Consider the following 20773-nt stretch of genomic DNA (forward strand, 5'->3'; position numbering starts at 1 on the left):
GCTGCCTTGCGCCGCCCTCGATCAGCCGAGGCCACCGATGTGCCAGGCTTTCACCTCGAGAAATTCATCCAGACCGTATTTGGAACCCTCACGGCCGGTGCCCGATTGCTTCATGCCGCCAAAGGGCGCCACTTCCATGGAAATGATCCCGGTATTGAGCCCGACCATGCCGAATTCCAGGCGCTCACCCACACGCCAGGCGCGGCGCATGTCCTGGGTGAAGTAGTACGCACCCAGGCCGTAGGGCGTCGAGTTGGCCAGGGTCAGGGCCTCGGCTTCGTCCTTGAAACGGAACAGCGGCGCCACCGGGCCAAAGGTTTCTTCAGTGGCCAGCAGCATGTCGGCGTTGGCATCGCGCAGCACGGTCGGTTGCACGTACAGCCCCTCGCCTTGAGGTGCGCCACCGATGGCGATGCTTGCACCTTTGTCCAGCGCATCGTTGATGTGCCGGGCCACCTTGTCCACGGCGGCGGCATTGATCAGTGGGCCGATGGTGACACCGCTCTGCAAGCCGTCGCCGACTTTGAGCTCGGCGACCGCCGCGCTCAGGCGTTCGGCAAAACGCTCGTAGATGCCGTCCTGCACCAGGATGCGGTTGGCGCAAACGCAGGTCTGCCCGGCGTTGCGAAATTTGCTCTGCATGACGCCGGCGATGGCCAGGTCCAGGTCGGCGTCGTCGAACACAATGAACGGCGCATTGCCGCCCAGTTCCAGGCTCAGGCGCTTGATGGTGGCGGCGCACTGGCTCATCAGCAGTTGGCCGACGCGGGTCGAGCCGGTGAACGATAGTTTGCGCACGTCCGGGTTGGCGGTCATCTCGCCGCCGACCCCGGCGGGCAGGCCGGTGAGCACGTTGAACACACCGGCCGGGATGCCCGCGCGCTCGGCCAGCACCGCCAATGCCAGGGCAGACAACGGGGTCATTTCCGACGGCTTGACCAGCACCGTGCAGCCGGCGGCCAGGGCTGGCGCGCATTTGCGGGTGATCATGGCGTTGGGGAAGTTCCACGGCGTGATGGCCGCGACCACCCCGATGGGTTGCTTGAGCACCAGGATGCGCCGGTCGCTGGCAGGCGAGGGAATGGTGTCGCCGTAGATGCGTCGGGCTTCCTCGGCGAACCATTTGACGAAACTCGCCCCGTAGGCGATTTCGCCACGGGATTCGGTCAGCGGCTTGCCTTGCTCGGCGGTCATGATCAGGGCCAGGTCTTCCTGGTTTTCCATGATCAGGGCAAACCACACTTCCAGGTAACGCGCACGTTCCGCGGCCGGCACTTCGCGCCAGGTGGCGAAGCGCGCCTGCGCCGCCTCGATCGCACGGCGGGTTTCAGCACTCTGCAACGCGGGTACCCGGGCGATCACGCTGCCGTCGGCGGGGTTGGTGACGTCCAGGGTCGCGCCGTCATCGGCCTCTATCCAGGCGCCGTTGACATAGGCTCGCTCGACAAGCAGTGAGGGGTCACGCAGTTGCTCTTTCAACATGATCTGGGCCTTGAGGGTGGGGACGATGGCTTCATTGTAAAAAGCCCCGTTCAGTGGCCGATGCCGAGATGAGCCCAGGCACGGGTGATAGATGCTGAATTACGGCGTGTGACGGCAGGCTGTGCTGGGGTGGGAATGCCCTGGCAGGTAGGTAAAAACGCACTTGCCCGCAATCGCGGGCAAGTGGGTTCAACGGGCGGACCTGTCGGGGTCGCTATTGCTTGTTGCGTCCGGCGACCACCACCAGGATCAGCGACGCCAGGATCAGGATCGAACTGATGGCGGCAATGGTCGGATCGATCTCGTCGCGCAGCGCCGTGAACATGCGCTTGGTCAGGGTCTGGTTGTCGCCGCCGGAGATGAACAGCGCCACCACGGTTTCGTCCAGCGAGGTGATGAAGGCGAACAGTGTCGCCGAGACCACACTGGGCTTGATCTGCGGCAGGGTCACGGCCATGAAGGCGCGAAAGCGGTTCATGCCCAGGCTGCGGGCCACCATTTCCTGGGACATGTCGAAGTTACGCAGCCCGGCCAGCAGCGCGATGATCACGTAGGGCAGGGCGAGCATGATGTGCGCCAGGACCAGGCCGGTCAGCGTGCTGATCAGGCCGACGCGGGCATAGACGAAGAACACCCCGGCGGCGATCAGGATGATCGGCACCATCATCGGCAGCAGTAGGATGATCTGCAGCGTCCGAACCACCTTCAGGCTCGAGTTGTTGATGGCATAGGCGGCCGCCATGCCGATCGGCAGGCTGATGGCCATGGTGAAAAAGGCCGTGATCAGGCTGACCCGCGCCGCCGACATCCACTCCACGCTGTTGAAGAATGCCTCGTACCAATGAAAGGACCATTGCTTGGGTGGGAATTGCAGGAAGCGCGCCTCGGAGAACGACATGGGTACCACGATCAGCACCGGGATGATCAGGTACAACAGGACCGCCGCGACCAGCACCGTGAACAGCACGTGGGACAGGCGAAGATGACGCAGGTTGGCAAGCAGGTTCATTTAGCGCGCTCCCAGGATGCGTTCGATGGGGATGAAGCGATTGATGCCCCAGAAGATCAGGAACACCACAAACAGCAGCACCAGGCCAACCGCGCTGGCCGCGCCCCAGGCGTGATAGAGCTCGACGTTGCGTTGCACCAGCATCGACACCAGGATCGTGCGGCCACCGCCGAGCAGTTCCGGGGTGATGAAGAAGCCCAGGCAGATGACGAACACCAGGATGGAACCGGCCATGACCCCCGGCGCTGCCATCGGCAGGAAAACCCGGCGGAAGGTGTAGAAGGGCTTGGCGCCGAGGCTTTCGGACGCTTGCATGAGGTCCTGGGGGATTTTTTTCATCACCGAATACAGCGGCAGGACCATGAAGGGCAGCATGACGTGCAGGGTGCCGATCACCGTGCCGGTGGTGTTGTGCATCAGTGTCAGGGGTTGGTCGATGATGCCCAGGTCCATCAGCGTCTGGTTGACCAGCCCGCGGCGTTGCAGGAGCACGAGCCAAGCATAGGCGCGCACCAGCACGCTGGTCCAGAACGGCAGGATCACGCAGATCAGGATCAGGTTGGCCCAGAAACCGTGCAGGCGCGAGGCGGCGTAGGCGATGGGGAAACCCATGACGATCGACAGGATCGTCACCAGGAAGCTGATCTTGAAGGTCAGGGCGAAGGTGTCCCAGTAAATGCTTTCCTGGAAAATGCGGATGTAGTTGGCCAGGGAAAAACCTTCCTCGGTCTGCACCGACTGAAAGGCCAGCCAGCAAAGCGGCATGATCAACAGCACCACGACCATGACCAGCGCCGGGGTGAGCAGCAACAGCATGGAGGTGTGTTCCTTGCGTTCTTCACGGGCCAGGGCGTCTTCGCTGGTCAGCGGTGGCTGGTGCTGATCGCTGGAGTCGGGCATGGATTTGGCGAGATAGGCGTTGGACATGATGACCTCTCGTCACTGCGCAGGGCTGGAGGGCATCCAGCACTGGCGGGTAGCACTGGCGGTGGCGGACAGCGGGGGGCGGTGCTCGGATAGTGTCATGTGAAGAACTCCCAATGGTGGGCAGGTACTTGAGGCGAGCGCGAGTTGTCTGCACAGGTCACTCTGCGGGACCCTCAGGCCTAATGTACCGGTATGCCAACGAATGAAGTGGACGCAATTGACCGGTGCGCAAGCGCTTTATGTCGAAATCGCGTGGGCAGACGGCATCTCCTGCGCCGAGGCTTCTAACCTGCGGCGCAGCGAGCAGCGGTGGTTACTTTTTCTGGACGAAGGACAACCAGCGTTCTTCGGCCTTCACCCCGGCTTCGGAGGCCCACCATTGCGCCGAGAGCAGGGCCTGGCGCGAGATGTTGCCGGGTGCCGAAGGCAGCTTGGCCTCGCGGTCCGCCGGGATCACTCCGGTCTTGAAGGCTTCGGGGTTTAGCGGGCCGTAGTCGATGATCATCGGCAGCGCCGCTTGCAGCTTGGCATCAATGGCTTCGTTGACGAACTTCATGGCGGCCACCTTGTGCGGCGAGCCCTTGAGGACGCACAACGAGTTGGTTTCCAGCACCCCCTGGTTGTAGTCGAATGCCACGGGTGCACCGGCGGCCTGTACAGCGGTGATGCGGCCGTTCCAGGCCTGGATCATGTCCACTTCGCCGTCGCTGATCAGTTGCGCCGACTGCCCGCCGGAAGTCCACCAGGTGGCGATGTCGGGCTTGATCTGCTCAAGCTTGCGGAAGGCGCGATCGACGTCCAGCGGATAGAGCTTGTCCATCGGCACGCCGTCGGCCAGCAGCGCGATTTCCAGGGTAGGACGTGGCAGGTTACGCAGGGAGCGTTGGCCCGGGTATTTTTTGGTGTCCCAGAAGTCGGCCCAGGTCTTGGGCACTTCCGCGCCCTTGAAGGCGTCCGTGCGATACGCCAGCACCGTGGAGTAACTGATGTAGCCGACGCTGTATTCGTCCTTGAGGCTGTCGGGTATCTGCGCCGCGTTGGGAATCAACGACAGGTCGAGCTTCTCGAACAGGCCTTCGGCTTCGCCGCGGATGCAGTCGCCGGTGGGCAGGTCGACCACGTCCCAGGTGACCTTGCCGCTCTCGACCTGGGTCTTGATGATCGGGTAGGCCTTGGGCGAGCTGTCCTGCTTGAGTGTCAGGCCGAGCTTTTTCGCCGCAGGTTCCAGGATCGCCTTGCTTTGGGCTTCCTGGTAGGCGCCGCCCTGGGACACGAATGTGATGTCCTCGGCCATGGCCTGCGTGGCGCAACCGATGAACAGGGCCAGGCTCGCGAGTTTAAAAGCGGTGGTGCGCGATGTGCTCATGGAAAGACTCCGAATGGTTGGCAGATTTTCTGAGGCGAGCTGTAGGTTTTGTTGTCGGTCGCTCTGCGGGACCATGGAGATCTAATGTACCGGCTTGTCCATGAACGAAGCGGCCACAAATGCGCGGATGAAAAGTGGTTTATTGCGAATATGCGAGCGGGCACGGTATTTCGTGCGCCGGGTGTGAGCTGGAAGAATGCTTCACCCGTTAGATCGATTATTTCTCTGGGTTATTTGAATAGATGTTTCTCGCATATCCATAACCGCATTAAACACCTAATGACGCCGAACGCATCCGCTATGGCGGACGTTAGTTCGTCATCGCGTCGGTCATCGGCTTCAAATACCTCGCTTACTGGACTCCAGCAGCCGGATTTGCTGTTCGATCGGCGTCTTGTTGGCATCCCGCTAATCCATAGAATTGCCCACATCAACTTTATCCAACTCTTGCTTCAGGGAACGCCGCCATGATGAATGCCATGCAGATGCAAATGCCGATGAACGCCAACATGCCGATGATGCCGATGATGGGCATGCCGATGATGATGGCGACCATGTCCTGCGAAATGATGGACGACGGCATGATGTGCAAGATGATGCCGGCGGCTGGCATGGACATGGCGATGTTCAAGAACAGCGCCGAAATGATGCAGATGATGATGAACTGCGGCATGCCGATGATGATGCATTGCGGCAACATGAGCATGATGTGCATGGCACAGTCGGCCATGGCCATGCCGATGATGAACATGATGATGCCGATGCCGATGATGGGCATGCCGATGCCATCGATGAAGTGCGTGATGGAATGCACCATGATGGCCGATTGCATGATGTGCAAAATCATGCCGATGGCCGGCATGAACATGGACATGATGAAGAATTGCTGCGCTCTGATGATGAAGATGATGAACGACTGCAGTATGCCGATGATGATGAGCTGCAACGGCATGCCGATGATGTGCTGCACCTGCTGATTTTCGGCGGATTAAAAAAAACCGGCCAATGCGTATTGGCCGGTTTTTTATTGCCCGAATGGTTACCTGGGGCTGCTAATCCAACCGCTCAGGGTACGTCACCACCAGATACGCCACCGCCTCGCTGTCCGCCGGGTTGCGATAGCGGTGGGGCTGGTCGGCATAAAACAGGATCGAGTCGCCTGTCGACAGCAGATAGCGCTCATCATTGACGCTGATTTCCAGCACACCCTGTGACACCACCAGGTTTTCCTGTACGCCCGGTCCGTGGCCCTCTGAAGTGTCCTCGCCCAACGGGCCCAGGCGCAATTCATAAAACTCCGACTGGCGGGTCACGTCAAAAGGGAACAGCGCTCGGCTGACAAATGCGCCATTGCCACTGACCAGGCGCTTGCTCTGGCTGGCCGACAATACGGCAACGCCTTCGAATGCGCGGTGTTCCAGGAACGCTGCTACTGATACCTTCAGGCCTTTGGCAATCTTGCAAAGGACCTTGATCGACGGCACGCTGCGGCCGGATTCGATCTGCGCCAACATCGCCCGGCTCACGCCGCATTGGCGTGCCAGCGCGTCGAGGGACAGATGGCGCTTGGCGCGCAGGCGTTGCAGGTTTTGCGACACCCGTTCGCAGATCGGGTCTTCTTCCGAGGAGTCCGGGTTATTGAAGTCTGGCACGGGTTGGTCGGCACTCGCCAGAAAGCGAGAGGGTTCCTGGACACTCACGCGTGGCGGGTCTCGTTCGACGGCGAAGCCTGGACCCATTGGAAGCCCAGGCCAGCATTGCGTGCATACATTTCCCACATGGCCCGAGCCCGTTGCTGGGCTTGCTTGCGTTTGCGATAAGCGACGAAATCGATGAGGTTGGTGGTCGGGTTCATAAGGCACTTCGTGGTCTATGACGGAATGACCCGAGATTACGCCGATATTTTTATAACGATAAATACTGATTTTGTATTTATTAATTCTTTTTTGTTCTTTTATCAGCGCCCTTCGTGTTGCTTGCGATAAGCCCCTGGCTGCACGCCCACGGCCTTGGTGAACGCCCGGGTAAAAGCGGCTATCGACTGGTAGCCCACTGCGCTGCAGGCTTGTTCCACGGTGTGATTGCTCTTGAGCAACTGGCAGGCATGGCGAATGCGTAAGGCCAGCAGCACCTGACCTGGAGATTGCCCGGCCAGTTCGCTGAATCGCTTGAAGAACGCCGAGCGCGACAAACCGGTACAGGCTGCCATGCTTTCCAGCGACCAGGCGTGTTGCGGCTGTTCGATCAGTTGATCCAGCAGCGTCGCGAACTGCGAATGTCTCGCCAGGGCCACCAGCCCGCCAAGGTCCGGGTTGTCTGCGACTTGTTGGCGCAACACGTAGAGGAACAGCAAGTGACTCAGGCGCTCCAGCAATGCGGAGGAGGGCGCGGGCAGGCGCTGGCATTCTTCGAGGATCAACTGGAACAGCGCGCTGGCCGCGTTCGAGGACGGGTCTCCTGCGCGCAGGATGATCCAGTCCGGCAACCCTTCAATGATCAGCGACGACAATCCGGACTTGAAATGGAAGAAGCCGCAGACCAGGCCGACACCGTCCTGCGCCCGGCTGTCCAGGGCCGTCATGCTCATTTTTGGCAGGCGCTGCGCGGTGTCGCTGTCTGGCGTACTTGACAGCCGATAGTTCAGGTCACGCAGCAGAAATACTGCATCGCCGGCGTCCAGGCGCTGGGCCTGTTCCTGACCGTCGATGTGCAGCCAGCAATGGCCCTGGACAATCAGGTGGAAGCTGGCTCGCGCCATGCCGTGGGTGCTCGCATGCCAGCCACCGCAGTAGCGCCCGACGTGAAACAGGCTGGCCTGCAGTTCCAGGCTCTCTAATAACCAATCAACCAGTGGGCTCGACGAAATCATCTAATGGAAACACTCAGGAGCAAGTAATCGCTACTTTAGAATATGGATCGGAATTCTTATAACCAACAGACTTGCAGGACACCCCACAGCAGGAGTCCACTCCATGTCGCGCGTCACCCTACATACGCTGCAAAGCGCACCCGAAGCGGCTCGGCCGTTCCTTGAAAACGCACAGAAGGCCTCCGGGTTCGTCCCGAATCTGTTGGCGGTGCTGGCCAATGCGCCGGCCGCGCTCGAAACCTACGTTACGGTATCGGCGCTCAATGGCAAAGCCGAACTGAGCCTGCCCGAGCGCGAGGTGGTGCAATTGGTCGCCGCCACCACCCACGGCTGTGATTTTTGCGTGGCCGGGCACACTGCCGTCGCCGTGAACAAGGCAAAGCTACCGGACGAAGTGGTCAGCGCCTTGCGTGAACAAGCCACCTTGCCGCAGGAAAAACTCGAAGCCCTGGCTGCCTTCGCCCGTGAAGTGATTGCCACGCGTGGCAACGTCAGCGAGGCGACCTACGCCACGTTCAAGGCTGCCGGTTACAGCGAGGGCAACGCGCTGGAGGTAATCCTCGGCGTGAGCCTGGCGACCCTGTGCAACTTTGCCAACGTCTTCGCCGGCACGCCACTCAACCCGGAGCTGGCGCGCTATCGCTGGCAGTCAGGACAATGATCGAACAGGAGGAAACCACATGCTCAACCCGGCACTGAGTCAATGGCTGGACGCGCACGCCCAGGCATTGGACGTGGGCGAGGGCGATCCACAGCAGGTGTTGGCGCAACTGGCCACTGCCGACATCCTGCGGGTCGGCATCAATCCGGCACTGGGCGGCAGTGGTGGTGACATCGCCGATGCCGTGGAGGTGGTGGCTGAGGTGGCCAGCCATTCCCTTGCAGCGGCATTCGTCTTCTGGGGCCAACGAGCCTTTATCGAATACCTGCTGCAAAGTCCCAATACGCAGCTGCGTGAGCGTTTGTTGCCGTCGCTGCTGGCCGGCGAGCTGGCTGGCGCCACTGGCTTGTCGAACGCCATGAAATTCCTCTCCGGCATCGAAACCCTGCAAGTGCGCGCCACCGCCCAGGACCAGGGCTGGACCCTCAACGGTCGCCTGCACTGGGTGACCAACCTGCGCAAAAGCGGTTTCGTGGTAGCGGCAGCCATCGACGACGAAGCCGGGGGTGCACCTTTTATCCTGGCGATACCGGATGCCCTGACTGGCGTACGGCGCTCCGACGATTTGCAGTTGATGGGCTTGCAGTCGAGCAACACCGCAGCACTGGATTTTCAACGGGTCGAGGTGGATCGCAACTGGTTGCTGCATGACGACGCGCGGGTGTTCCTGCCGGCGGTGCGCCCGGCGTTTCTCGGGTTGCAATGTGCGATGGCGATTGGGCTGGCGCGCCGCGCATTGCAAGAAGTCGAGGCGCATTTGCAAGGGGCTCGTTCGATACTGCTGGAGCCCTTGTTGCAACAACGCGAGCGACTGGAGCACACCGTCGGTGAATTGAAAGCGGGTCTGCTCGACGGTCTTTTTCTCACCCGGCCAGCGGCCTTGTTTCGCCTGCGCATTGCCTTGGCCGAATCGGCGGCGCAGGCGGTGCAGCTCGAGTTGCAGGCCAGTGGCGGCAAGGCCTATCTCAGCGAGTACGGCAGTGGTTTCGCCAGGCGTTGGCGCGAGTCGGCGTTCGTGCCGATCGTCACGCCGAGCCTGGTGCAACTGCACGCCGAATTGCAGCGCCATGCAGCGGACGCGGCGGCATGAGCGCTTTGGTGCTGCAGGCCGAGGGCATCAGCCTCGGTTATGTCCGTGCGCAGGGCTGGCAGGCGGTGCTGGAGGATTTCGACCTGCAACTGCAGGCGGGGGAAGTGGTGTCCATCCTCGGCCCCAGCGGTGTCGGCAAGTCCAGCCTGCTGCGGGTGCTGGCCGGTCTGCAAGCGGCCCATCGCGGTCGCGTGAGCCTGCATGGCGAACCGCTCGAAGGCCCTCATCCACGGGTGGCGGTAGCGTTCCAGGACCCCAGCCTGTTGCCTTGGCTAAGCCTGGAAAAGAACGTCGCGTTCGGCCTCGACTTCGCCCGCCAGCCGCACCTGAGCCTGGCGGAACGCAAGGCGCGAATCGATCACGCGATCACTGCCGTCGGCCTGCAACACGCCCGGCACCACTACCCGGCGCAACTGTCCGGTGGCATGGCCCAGCGCACCGCGATTGCGCGCTGCCTGGCGCGCCAGCCACAGGTGTTGCTGCTGGATGAGCCGTTCGGTGCGCTGGATGAAGTGACCCGCGCCGACATGCAACAACTGCTGCTTCAAGTCATTGCCGAGCACAACACCGCTGCCGTGCTGATCACCCACGACATTGACGAAGCCCTGCTGCTCTCCGAGCGGATTCTGCTACTGGGTAACAGCCCGGCGCGGACCCTCGGGCAATGGCGCATCGACCTGCCTCAGCCGCGTGCCGAGCTGGTCGAGGAACTGGGCGCACTGCGAATAGACATTCTCAAAACCCTTCGGCGGGCGAGCCGCAACCCACATTCCCAACCCTTGCCCGAACCGGAGATTGAACATGTGCCTGGACGACTTCACTCACACACGTCGTGACTTCCTCAAACTCAGCGCCCTGCTGACCGCTGGCGGCGCGCTGCCCTTGCTCAACAGCCTGCAAGCGCGCGCCGCGTCTGATCCGAACGCGCCGGTGCGCATCGGTTACCTGCCGATCACCGACGCCACGCCACTGCTCGTTGCCCACAACAATGGCTTGTTCGAAGCCGAGGGTATTCAAGCCGAGCGCCCGGTGCTGTTGCGCAGTTGGGCGCAAGTGATCGAGGCGTTCATATCCGGTCAGGTCAACGTGATTCACCTGCTGTCGCCGATGACCGTGTGGGCGCGTTATGGCAGCAAGGTACCGGCCAAGGTCGTGGCCTGGAACCATGTGGGCGGCTCGGGCCTGACCGTGGCGCCGGGTATCACCGAGGTCAAGCAACTGGGCGGGCAATCGGTGGCGATTCCGTTCTGGTACTCGATCCATAACGTGGTGGTGCAGCAACTGTTTCGTGATCATGGGCTGGTGCCAGTGAGCAAGCCGGCGAGTGCCGTGCTGGCGCCGAACGAGGTCAACCTGCTGGTGCTGCCACCCTCGGACATGCCGCCGGCGCTGGCCAGCCAACGCATCGCCGGCTACATCGTCGCCGAGCCGTTCAACGCCCTGGCCGAAGACCTCAAGGTGGGCCGGGTGCAACGTTTTACCGGCGATATCTGGCGCAACCACGCCTGCTGCGTGGTGTTCATGCACGAACAGGACCTGAACAACCGTCCCGAGTGGTCGCAGAAGGTGGTCAACGCCATCGTCAAGGCGCAGTTGTGGACCCGCGACAATCGCGAAGCGGCGGCCAAGCTGTTGTCCAGGGACGGCGACAATCGCTACACGCCGCACGCCCAGCCAGTGTTGCAGCGGGTGCTGGCGCCCGCAGCCGGTGATCGCGAGCAGTACCTGGCCAGTGGGGCAATCCAGCACAGCCATTGGGATGAGCAGCGCATCGACTTCCAGCCGTATCCGTTTCCCAGTTACACCGAAGAACTGGTCAGGCGCCTCAAGGACACGTTGATCGAAGGCGACAAAGGCTTTCTCGCCAGCCTTGATCCGCAGACCACTGCCCGCGACCTGGTGGACGACCGCTTTGTGCGCAACGCCATTGCCGCCGTCGGTGGTTTGAAGGCGTTCGGCCTGGCGGACAGTTTCGAGCGCAGCGAAGAGTTTGGCGTCTGATGGCCAGGCATTTTTCATCCTGGTTGTTGGGGGCAGCGGGGCTGTTGTGCCTGCTGCTCCTGTGGTGGCTGTGCGTGCGCCTGTTCGGTAGCGCTGATGGCCTGGCGGCACGATTCGCTCCCGAGGCGACACTGGCCAGCTTGGTGGAGTTGTTGGGGCGGGGTGAGTTGTACGAGCACGTGCTGGTCAGCCTCAAGCGTATTCTGGTCGGGATGTTGCTGGCGTTGCTGATCGGTGTGCCGCTGGGCCTGATGATCGGCAGCTACCGACACCTCGAGGCGGCGACCACCCCGGCCTTCCAGTTCCTGCGGATGATCTCGCCGCTGTCGTGGATGCCGGTGGTGGTGATGTTGATGGGCGTGGGGGACCAGCCGATCTACTTCCTGCTGACCTTCGCCGCCGTCTGGCCGATCCTGCTCAACACCGCTGCGGGGGTGCGTCAGCTCGACCCGCGCTGGCTGCAACTGAGCCGCAGCCTCAGTGCGACGCGCTGGGAAACCCTGCGCAAGGTGATCCTGCCCGGCGTGCTTGGCCATGTACTGACCGGGGTGCGCCTGGCCATCGGCATTCTGTGGATCGTGCTGGTGCCGTGCGAAATGCTCGGTGTCAGTGCGGGCCTGGGGTACTTCATACTGGATACCCGTGACCGCCTGGCTTACTCGGAACTGATGGCGACGGTCCTGCTGATCGGCATGCTGGGATTTGCCCTCGATGCGGTGGCGCGCAGCCTCCATCGGCGCTGGTCACCGGGCTAGTCCAATGCCATGGCAGGTGCCGCGGTCGGCGTCGGTTGATGCAAGGCCATGAAAAACCGCAGTGAGGGTGCTGCGGTTTTTTTTCGTCAAGGGCACTTGCCGGGTTTCAGGCAAAGTCCTTGCTGGCGATGGATTGCCTGGCCGAAGGAGCGCTGTCGCCGCGCTTGAGTCCCAATGGCAACAAAAACAGCGGCAACAAATTCGCCACGATCAACGCCAAAAAAAACGGCAGGCGCGAAGGCAGGGTGAACAGCGGGTAGAGCAGCACCGGGCCGAGGAACATCGACAGGTACAGCGCCTGTTCGGCAATCCCGCCGGCGCCCATCACATCGCCGTTGCGGCTCATTTTCGGAATGCTTGTGAACACCCAGGCCACCACGAAACTGGTGAAGAAACCCTGCACCACTTTTGCGGCAATCGCCCATTCGGCGCTGACGCCCGGCACGAACACCAGCACCTCTAGGGTAACCCCGATCACGGCGCTGGCGATCACGCTCAAGGGGCCAATCAGGCGCAGGTTGAGAATGAAGCCGGCGAACAACCCGGCCACCACGCTCGACAGGATGCCCACCGTGGAAATCACCCCGATGGTTGCCGGTGCCACGTTCAGCACGCTGATCAGGTAGGTCGGGGTGATGGTGATCAAGCCCAGCGCCACGGTCAGGGGCGCGCCGACGGCGAGCGCCAGGCGCAATACCGACGGGTCGGCGTAGATCCGGAACACCTGGGCCAGCGGTTTGCGCTCGGCGCGGTTGGCCAGGTTGATCGACGGCAACAGCGGCGTGGCCAGTAACAGCAGGAGCAGCACCACGGCGTGTCCGCTGAACGCGATGCGCCATTGTTGCTGATCGCCACCGATGTACGGCGACACGGCAAAGATCGCGATGGCACCGCCCAGCGGCGAGGCCACCGACCAGAACGCCAGGGCGCTGGTGCGACGCTTGCCCGCCGTGGTGTGGATCAGCAGCGCCAGCGCCGCCAGTACCACACTGATGTAGCCGGCGCCCTCGATCACGCGCAGCGCCAGCAACAGCGAAAAGTCTTCGCTACGGCTGGCGGCGTAGCTGCACGCGGCGGCGAGCAGCAGTCCGGCGATGATCGCGCGGCGTTCCCCCACGCGCGCCACGCCCCAATTGACGATGGGCGAGGCGAGGGCGGCGACGATGGCCACCGCCGAGACCACCCAACTGGCGTGGGAGGGGCTGACCGAGTACGCCTTGGCGATGTCGGCGATCAACAGGATGGTCTTGCCGTGGCACGCCGCAATGATCACGGCGAAGGCGAGGGTGAGGATAATCGAGGGCCAGCTTCCGGCACGCATGGGAACTCCTTCAACAATGGATAAAGGGCAGTGGCCGGGCTCAGCGCCGGGCAATATTGATCACTTGCAGGTCGCTGAAGGCGTCATAGCCGCGCAACCCGCCTTCGTAGCCCAGGCCGCTCCACTTGTAGCCGCCCTTCGGTGCGCCGGGGTGTATATCCAGATGCAGGTTGACCCAGGCGAGCCCGACGTCGAGGCGCCGGGCGATGGCGGCGCCCAGGGATTCGTCCCGGGTCCAGACTGAGGCACCGAGGCCAAACGGGCTGGCATTCGCCAGGGCGATGGCTTCCTCGACATCGTCGAAGGCAATCACCGGCAGCACCGGGCCGAACTGTTCTTCATCGACCAGCGCCACACCGGCCCCGACACCGCTGACGATGGTCGGGGCAAAGAAGTGCCCGGGGCGATCCGGCTGGCTGCCGCCGCTGTGAATCACCGCGCCGTGCGCGCGGGCGTCGGCTACCAAGGCCTTGACGCGTTCCAGTTGCTGGCGATTGGTCAAGGGGCCGAGTTCAGTGTCGGGGTCCAGGCCGCTGCCAAGTCGGGTGTTCTCCGCGCGCTCGACCAGCGCGGCGATCAGCGGCTCGAACAGGCTGCGGTGCACGTACAGGCGCTTGATTGCAAAGCATACCTGCCCGCTGTTCCAGAACGCGCCCCAGAACAGCGGCTCGGCAATGGCCGGGATGTCGGCATCGGCCAGTACCAGGGCCGCATCATTGCCGCCCAGTTCCAGGGTCAGACGCTTGAGGTCATCGGCGGCGCTGGCGTACAGGTGCTTGCCGGTCGCAACGCTGCCGGTGAAGGTGATGTGGCGAACCTTGGGATGCCGGCTCAAGCGCTCACCGACCGCGCCGTCACCGGCAACGATGTTCAGCACGCCGGCGGGGAATACGTCCTTGAGCAATTGGCCCAGCAGCAGCGTGGACAACGGTGTGTGCTCCGACGGCTTGGCCACCACGGTGTTGCCGGCGTGCAGGGCCGGGGCGAGCTTGAGCACCAACAGGATGATTGGCACGTTCCAGGGCGTGATGGCCGCCACTACACCCAGGGGGCGACGTTCAAGGCGCACCAGGCGTTGGTCGTCATCGCGTAGTACCTGAGTGCCGGGGGCTTCAAAGTTGGCGTAGTGATCGAAGGTGGCCGCCGCACCGGCCACTTCGCCGAGGGTGAAGCGCAGCGGCCGGCCTTGTTCGCGGCTGATCAGCTCGGCGATCTGCTGGCTGTTTTCACGCAGCACCCCGGCTGCCAGGGCCAGCGCCTGACGGCGAGCCTGCGAGTCGGCGGCCCACCCGGCAAACGCCCGTTGTGCTGCCTCCACGGCAACCTCAACCTGGGCTGCGCTGGCGCGTGCGGCGTGGCCGACCCGTTGTTCGGTGGCGGGGTCGAATACCTCATCGAGCTGCTCGCCGGTGTGCAATTGTCCATCGATCAACAGGGCATAGTGGGTCATGGGTCAGTCCTCAAGCGTCGGCCAGAATGGCGTCGGCGATTTTCTCGGCGATCATCACGGTGGGCAGGTTGGTATTGGCGGTGGGAATGCTTGGCATCACCGAGGCGTCGGCCACGCGCAGGCCGTGCACGCCATACACCCGGCCTTGTGCATCGACCACCGCCAGCGGGTCGTCGGCTCGGCCGATCCGGCAGGTGCCGCTGGCATGCCAGACCCCACCGACATGGGTGCGCAGGTAGCGTTCAAGGGCGGCGTCGTTGGCCAGCAGTTCAGACAGTAACGGCCCGTCGGTCGCAGCCTGGGCGAACCGGCAGAGGCGCGGTGGGCCACTGAAAGCCGTCACCGCCGGGTCGGCGAATACCTGGGCGAGCACGCGCAAGCCTTCGCGCAGGCGATCCAGGTCACGCCGGTCAGACAGCAGGTTGAATTCCACTGCCGGGTATTGCGTCGGGTCGCTGCTGCGCAAGCGCAGATGGCCGGTGGAGCTCGGTTTGTTCACCCACAGCACCGCACCGACGGTGCCGAGCGCGGCATTCGGGGCGATGCCCAGGTACAAGTCAGCGGGTACGCGGGCATCGACCCCGGACGATACACGTGCGGCCAACAGGTGCGCGGCGCCCGGTTCATCGATGGGCGCCAGTGGATCGTGCAGGGTGGCGGTAAGGCCGATCGAGCTGTGATCCCACAGGTTTTGCCCGACCCCCGGGCGGTCGGCGACCACTTCGATACCGAGATCGCGCAATGGCGCTGCCGGACCGATCCCGGCATGCAACAGCAACGCCGGTGTTTGCAGCGCACCGGCCGTGAGGATGACTTCGGTGCCTGGCACGTCGAGCAACTGGCCGTCGCGCAGCACCTGCACGCCGGTCACCCGGTTGCCGTGCAGGATCAGTTGGCGGGCCGGGGTGTCGGTCCACAGGTTCAGGTTGCTGCGGGCGCGCACCGCGCTGCCGAGATAAGCCCGGGCGCTCGACACCCGTTGATCGTGCTCGATGGCCACGGTGGGAGCGAAGTAGCCGTCTTCGAACCGGCCGTTCTGATCGACGATGTTGTTCAGGCCCACTGACTGCAAGGCGTGTGCAGATGCGCGGGTAAAAGGGCCCCAGCGCCGCGAGTCGACGCGGGCAATCGGCAGCGGGCCGTCATGTCCGTGCTGCTCTGGGTCGCTTTGGCCGAAGTCGAGGTCACGCTCCAGCTTGCGAAAGTACGGCAGCACCCCTTGCCAGTCCCAGCCGTCGGCGCCTCGCGCGGCCCACTCGTCGTAGTCGCGGGGCAGGCCGCGATTGGCGACCATCATGTTGACGCTCGAACCGCCGCCGAGGATGCGCCCCTGTTCATACCATTGTGCCTCGCGCGGGATATCCGGGTGTTCGCTGGCGCGCAGAATGGTCAGGCCCGGCCAGAAGAAGCGCTCGCCCGCCAGGCGCGGCAGCCAGGGTTGCAGGCCGTCGAGGATTTCGGTGGGCGTGCCGTGTTCCGGTGTGTCGGCGCCGGCCTCGATCAACAGCACGCGCTTGTCGGCCCGCGCGGACAGGCGATTGGCGATGACGCTGCCGGCGCTGCCACCGCCGACGATGATGTAGTCGTAGTGTGGGTGACTCATATGTGCTCCTCGGGATGGTCGCGGACCGTCCCTTTCAATGATCAAGGGGGCGGCCTAGAAACCGACACTCAGCGAGGCGACCAGCGAACGCGGCTGGCCTTTGTAGTACTGCGGCGCACCGAAGAAGTTGGGGTTGCCCGGGTCGGCATTGATGGTTCCGGACTTCACGCCGGACAGGTACTGCTTGTCGAAGATGTTGTTGGCGTTGAGGCTGATAGTGGTTTCCTTGAGGCCACTGACCAGATCCTTGAAGCGGTAGCCCAGGTTCACGTCGAAAATGGTGTAGCCACCAATTTTCTGGGTGTTCGCCAGGTCGCCGTAGAAGCTGCCGGTGTAGCGGCCGAGGAAGTTGGCGTAGAACGCTTCGTTGTCATAACCGATACCGGCGCTGACCAGGCGATGGGGCGCGTCGAACAGTTGGTTGCCCTGGGTGTCGGCGGTGAGGCCGCCGGCGCTGTAGTCCGAGTCCTGGGTGGAACTGAGCCAGGTGAAGGAGCCGAAGTAGTTGAAGTTGGCCGGCAGCTTGCCGTTGATAGCGAGCTCCAGGCCCTTGGTGGTGACGTTGCCGGCATTGAAGTACTCGGTCACGCCGGTCACTGGCGAATAGGCGGCCTGGCGGTCCTTGAACTTGTCGTAGAACACTGCTGCGCTGATCAGCGTCGTGTCGGTGCTGTAGCGCCAGCCGATCTCCTGGTTCCAGGTCAGCTCGGGCTTCTGTTTTTCATCGCTGTTGATCCGTCCGTAGACCGAGGCAATGGCCGGCACGCGCATGTTCGAGGTGGTGTTGTAGTAGAGCTGGTTCTGCGCATCGAGCTGGTAGCTCAGGCTCAGGCTGGGCAGGAAGCGGTTGTAGTCCGCGGTGTTCTTGTAGCCGCTGAGGCGGTCGGCGCCCTTGAGTTCGGTGTGCTGCCAGGCGAGGCCAGTGGTCAGGACCAGCGCGCTGTTGATGTTCCAGATGTCCTGCACCCAAAGCTTCTGCGTGGTGATCTGGTTCGCCTGGTTAGTGTTGTAGACGACGTTGCCGCGACTGTCGCGGATCGGGTCGCTGCCGTCGATGCTGGCCGGTTTGCCGTTGTTCTTGATCGGCGTGAAGATGAACTGGTTGCGCGCGTGGGTGTAGTCGGTCCACAGCCCCAGTTGCAACACATTGTTGTCGGCCAGGGTCAGGTCCAGACTGTTGCTCGAACCGACGCGGTACTGGGTCGGGAACAGTTGCAGGGACGCTGGCACCACCGGATCGAGGGCGTCGCCGTCATGGTTGACGTCGGTGTCCAGGGTGCGCTCGTTCACCGCAGCCGTAGCGATGGACGCCGTACCGTCGGTGACGCGCACGTAATACGGGTTGACCTTCAACTGCACGTTATCGGACAGGTTGAACAGGCCGTTGAGTCCGTAGGTCTGGATCTTGAAATCGGCCCGCGAGTTGGCGGCGCTGGTGCCGGGAATGGTGATGTCGGCCACGCCATTGGTGCCACCCTCGGTGGGGTAGACGTTACGGGGGTAGCCATGGTCGTAATCGTTGGCCCGGTACTGCGCCAGTGTCGGCGACAGGTAGCTGTTGGTGCGCATCAGGAAGCTGGAGAACAGCGCATTGATCTGGTTGCCGTCGCCCCACTTGTATTGCAGGTTGCCCTCGAAGCGATTGGACGACAGTTCACCGTCCGAGTCGTCCCACAGGTCGCCCGTGGTACGCGACGCCGACAGCCAGGCGGAAAAACCTTCGTACTCGCCGGTGTTGACCCGCACGAACGAGCGATACAGGTTGTTGCTGCCCACGTTCTGCTTGTACAGCACACCGGCTTCCTTGGTCGGGGCAACGGATTTGATCTCGACACTGCCGCCGCTGGCGGTCAGGGTCGGGGCGTTTATCGAGGCAGAGCCGTAGAGTACCGACACCGACTCGTAGTTTTCCGGATCGCCCAGGAAGTCGGCGTGTGGCGTAAGGAACTGCGGGTCGTTGAGCGGGATGCCATCGCGAGTGAAGCCCAACTGGTCCTGCGAAAACCCGCGGATGTTCAACGAGCCTTCGGTTATGCCGCTGGAATCGCCACCGCTTGAGTGCACGCCCGGCAGGTACTTGAGTGCGCCCGTGACGGCGCTGTCCAGGCCGACGAATTTCTCCAGCTGGCTTTTGCTCAGCGTCGCCCTCGACTCTGGTGCTTTCTCCTTGACCGCATCGCCGACGAAGGTGTCGCTGGTTTCGCTCTGGCCCTGCACGACCACGGTGTCGAGGGTTTGCGCGGCGGTATACGCCGACATGAACAAGGTCCCGGACACCGAAATGGCCAGGCCCGTGCGTTTGAATCCACTGAGATATTGCATACGTCTATTTCCCCGGTTTGAAAGCTTTGGAAGGGGACATAGCAAGCGATGTGCCATCAGAAAAATATCAATAAAAACAGATAGATAAGTTTGTTTTTATGGGCAGGGTGCTGGGCGTCGAGCAGGTGTTGCGGACGGGGTGCTGCTGGAGCAGCATGGCACGAACACTTGTTCGCGTGGGATGTCCAGAAGCCGCGGGGTGTCTGGCTTCACGTGTCATCGTTGACGACCATCGCGAGCAAGCTCGCTCCTACAGGGTTTTGGGGTGTTCACACATGCTGCGACAGGCCGATGCCTACTGTAGGAGCGAGCATGCTCGCGATGGAGGCCCAGTCAAAGCGGGGTGTCAGGCTTGCCGTGTCATCGTTGACGACCATCGCGAGCAAGCTCGCTCCTACAGGGTTTTGGGGTGTTCACACATGTTGCGACAGGCCGATGTCTATTGTAGGAGCGAGCATGCTCGCGATGGAGGCCCAGTCAACGCGGGGTGTCAGGCTTGCCGTGTCATCGTTGACGACCATCGCGAGCAAGCTCGCTCCTACAGGGTTTTGGGGTGTTCACACATGTTGCGAGGGCCGATGCCTACTGTAGGAGCGAGCATGCTCGCGATGGAGGCCCAGACACCGCGGGGTGTCAGGTTTGCCGCGTTATCGTTAGCGACCAACGCGAGCAAGCTCGCTCCTACAGGGGGTGGTATCAGAGCAAAAAAAAGCCGTCTCCATGCAGGGGACGGCCTGGAAAAAAGCATGTGGCTTAGCGCGCGGTAATCACTGAGAGCTTGGTGATGCCGGCCCGTTCGATCGAGGCCATCGCTCGTGCCACTTCGCCGTAATTCACCCCATCATCGGCTTGCAGTTGCACGCGCACCTCCGGGTCCTTGGCCTTGGCGGCCTGCAGGTTGAATTCCAGCAGGTCGGGCTGGATCTCGTCCTTGTTGATGAACAGCTTGCCGGCGGCGTCGATGCTTACCACCAGCGGGTCCTTTTGTTCGACCGGTGCCACGGCTTCGGTCTTGGGCAGGTTGATCGGGATGGCGTTGGTCAGAAGTGGCGCGGTGACGATGAACACGACCAGCAGCACCAGCATCACGTCCACCAGCGGCGTGACGTTGATCTCGCTCAGCACCTCATCGCTGTCTTGGGTGGAGAAGGCCATATCAGGACGCCTCCTGCACTTTGTGCGTGTTGCCTGGCACTGCCACTTTGCGCGTGCCCGGGTTCACGAGCACGCGGAACGCGCTCTTCTGCGCCAGGCTGTAGAAGTCGTGGGCGAAATCGTCGAGGTCCGCGGCGGTCAGCTTCAGGCGACGCAAGAAGTAGTTGTAGACCAGCACCGCCGGCACGGCGACGGCAATACCGACGCCGGTCGCGACCAGTGCCGCGCCGATGGGCCCGGCCACGGTTTCCAGGCTGGCGGAGCCGGCGGCGCTGATGCCCTTGAGGGCTTCCATGATGCCCCACACGGTGCCGAACAAACCAATGAACGGCGACGTACTGCCGATGCTCGCCACCACCGCCAGGCCGGTTTCCAGCGAGCGGCGTTCGCGCACGATCTGCTGGCGCAGGGCGCGCTCAAGGCGGTCCTGATGATTGATTGCCTGGCTCAGGTCAGCCGCGTGCGGTGCTTCGCCAACCTGGATCGCCGCATAACCGGCCTGGGCCACCCGCGCCGCGGCGCCGGGCTGGGTCTCGGCCAGGGCGGCGGCCGAGTCCAGGGTCGGTGCGGCCCAGAACTGTTTGTGAAAGCGCCGGTCCTGGGCTTTCAGACGACCGAACTGCACGCCCTTGAGCAGGGCCAGGCCCCAGGTCGCGACGGAAAAAACCACCAGCAGCCAGATGACGGCACTTTCGATGGATTCAAGTGGAGAGGCTAGGAGTGTCATGATGGTTTCCCTCTGTGTGGAGCGCGATGCGCACG

At 62.7% G+C, this 20773-nt stretch carries 19 protein-coding genes; 6 read left to right on the forward strand and 13 right to left on the reverse strand.

Annotated features, from left to right (window positions below):
* Positions 1 to 21: 21 nt before the first annotated feature.
* The 4 genes from AB4N33_RS05085 to AB4N33_RS05100 form a co-directional block, all read right to left on the reverse strand.
* Positions 22 to 1482: an NAD-dependent succinate-semialdehyde dehydrogenase gene (locus tag AB4N33_RS05085; protein WP_476456607.1), complete on the reverse strand. Its 1461-nt coding sequence runs from the start codon at positions 1480 to 1482 to the stop codon at positions 22 to 24.
* Positions 1483 to 1696: 214 nt separating this feature from the next.
* On the reverse strand, positions 1697 to 2491 hold the full coding sequence (locus tag AB4N33_RS05090) for an ABC transporter permease (protein ID WP_476456608.1): 795 nt from the start codon (positions 2489 to 2491) through the stop codon (positions 1697 to 1699).
* Complete coding sequence (locus AB4N33_RS05095; protein ID WP_460123857.1) at positions 2492 to 3418, reverse strand: ABC transporter permease; 927 nt, start codon at positions 3416 to 3418, stop codon at positions 2492 to 2494.
* A 313-nt stretch (positions 3419 to 3731) separates the two neighbouring features.
* On the reverse strand, positions 3732 to 4784 hold the full coding sequence (locus AB4N33_RS05100; RefSeq protein WP_476456609.1) for an ABC transporter substrate-binding protein: 1053 nt from the start codon (positions 4782 to 4784) through the stop codon (positions 3732 to 3734).
* Positions 4785 to 5251: 467 nt separating this feature from the next.
* On the opposite strand from AB4N33_RS05100, the gene AB4N33_RS05105 reads away from it, so the two are divergent.
* The gene (locus AB4N33_RS05105; protein ID WP_460123863.1) at positions 5252 to 5761 is read left to right on the forward strand and encodes a hypothetical protein; all 510 of its coding nucleotides are present in this window, start codon (positions 5252 to 5254) and stop codon (positions 5759 to 5761) included.
* A gap of 75 nt (positions 5762 to 5836) precedes the next feature.
* Here AB4N33_RS05105 and AB4N33_RS05110 read toward each other — a convergent pair whose 3' ends face one another.
* The 3 genes from AB4N33_RS05110 to AB4N33_RS05120 all read right to left on the reverse strand — a co-directional run bounded on the left by AB4N33_RS05110 (position 5837) and on the right by AB4N33_RS05120 (position 7653).
* Complete coding sequence (locus AB4N33_RS05110) at positions 5837 to 6484, reverse strand: helix-turn-helix domain-containing protein (RefSeq protein WP_460141526.1); 648 nt, start codon at positions 6482 to 6484, stop codon at positions 5837 to 5839.
* Positions 6481 to 6639, reverse strand: coding sequence for a hypothetical protein (locus tag AB4N33_RS05115; RefSeq protein ID WP_460123868.1), 159 nt, complete (start codon positions 6637 to 6639; stop codon positions 6481 to 6483). The genes AB4N33_RS05110 and AB4N33_RS05115 overlap by 4 nt, the downstream gene beginning before the upstream one ends.
* Before the next feature lie 102 nt (positions 6640 to 6741).
* Entirely contained in the window at positions 6742 to 7653 is a 912-nt protein-coding gene (locus AB4N33_RS05120; RefSeq protein WP_476456610.1) for a cupin domain-containing protein, read from the reverse strand.
* Between the two features lie 103 nt (positions 7654 to 7756).
* Between AB4N33_RS05120 and AB4N33_RS05125 the strand changes: the two genes are divergently transcribed.
* The 5 genes from AB4N33_RS05125 to AB4N33_RS05145 are packed head-to-tail and all read left to right on the forward strand — an operon-like array spanning position 7757 to position 12160.
* Positions 7757 to 8314, forward strand: coding sequence for a carboxymuconolactone decarboxylase family protein (locus AB4N33_RS05125; protein WP_460123872.1), 558 nt, complete (start codon positions 7757 to 7759; stop codon positions 8312 to 8314).
* Positions 8315 to 8333: 19 nt separating this feature from the next.
* Positions 8334 to 9404 carry an acyl-CoA dehydrogenase family protein gene (locus AB4N33_RS05130; protein WP_476456611.1) on the forward strand — a complete coding sequence of 357 codons (1071 nt, stop codon included), beginning with the start codon at positions 8334 to 8336 and terminating at the stop codon, positions 9402 to 9404.
* Positions 9401 to 10240 (forward strand): ABC transporter ATP-binding protein, encoded by an 840-nt coding sequence (locus AB4N33_RS05135; RefSeq protein WP_460141528.1) that lies wholly within the window; start codon positions 9401 to 9403, stop codon positions 10238 to 10240. Before AB4N33_RS05130 ends, AB4N33_RS05135 begins: the two co-directional genes overlap by 4 nt.
* A complete protein-coding gene (locus AB4N33_RS05140) occupies positions 10206 to 11405 on the forward strand; it encodes an ABC transporter substrate-binding protein (protein WP_476456612.1) in 1200 nt (399 codons plus the stop codon). The genes AB4N33_RS05135 and AB4N33_RS05140 overlap by 35 nt, the downstream gene beginning before the upstream one ends.
* Positions 11405 to 12160 (forward strand): ABC transporter permease, encoded by a 756-nt coding sequence (locus AB4N33_RS05145; protein ID WP_476456613.1) that lies wholly within the window; start codon positions 11405 to 11407, stop codon positions 12158 to 12160. Before AB4N33_RS05140 ends, AB4N33_RS05145 begins: the two co-directional genes overlap by 1 nt.
* 106 nt (positions 12161 to 12266) lie before the next feature.
* Here AB4N33_RS05145 and AB4N33_RS05150 read toward each other — a convergent pair whose 3' ends face one another.
* The 6 genes from AB4N33_RS05150 to AB4N33_RS05175 all read right to left on the reverse strand — a co-directional run bounded on the left by AB4N33_RS05150 (position 12267) and on the right by AB4N33_RS05175 (position 20738).
* Positions 12267 to 13481 (reverse strand): MFS transporter, encoded by a 1215-nt coding sequence (locus AB4N33_RS05150; protein ID WP_460141530.1) that lies wholly within the window; start codon positions 13479 to 13481, stop codon positions 12267 to 12269.
* 40 nt (positions 13482 to 13521) lie between these two features.
* Positions 13522 to 14931 carry an aldehyde dehydrogenase family protein gene (locus AB4N33_RS05155; RefSeq protein WP_476456614.1) on the reverse strand — a complete coding sequence of 470 codons (1410 nt, stop codon included), beginning with the start codon at positions 14929 to 14931 and terminating at the stop codon, positions 13522 to 13524.
* Between the two features lie 10 nt (positions 14932 to 14941).
* The gene (locus AB4N33_RS05160; protein ID WP_476456615.1) at positions 14942 to 16534 is read right to left on the reverse strand and encodes a GMC family oxidoreductase; all 1593 of its coding nucleotides are present in this window, start codon (positions 16532 to 16534) and stop codon (positions 14942 to 14944) included.
* 54 nt (positions 16535 to 16588) lie between these two features.
* Positions 16589 to 18856 (reverse strand): TonB-dependent receptor family protein, encoded by a 2268-nt coding sequence (locus tag AB4N33_RS05165; RefSeq protein ID WP_476456616.1) that lies wholly within the window; start codon positions 18854 to 18856, stop codon positions 16589 to 16591.
* A gap of 753 nt (positions 18857 to 19609) precedes the next feature.
* The gene (locus AB4N33_RS05170; protein WP_460141534.1) at positions 19610 to 20011 is read right to left on the reverse strand and encodes an ExbD/TolR family protein; all 402 of its coding nucleotides are present in this window, start codon (positions 20009 to 20011) and stop codon (positions 19610 to 19612) included.
* A gap of 1 nt (position 20012) precedes the next feature.
* Positions 20013 to 20738 (reverse strand): MotA/TolQ/ExbB proton channel family protein, encoded by a 726-nt coding sequence (locus AB4N33_RS05175; protein ID WP_460123891.1) that lies wholly within the window; start codon positions 20736 to 20738, stop codon positions 20013 to 20015.
* Positions 20739 to 20773: the final 35 nt, after the last annotated feature.

The sequence above is a fragment of the Pseudomonas sp. S1_E05 genome (assembly GCF_056337105.1).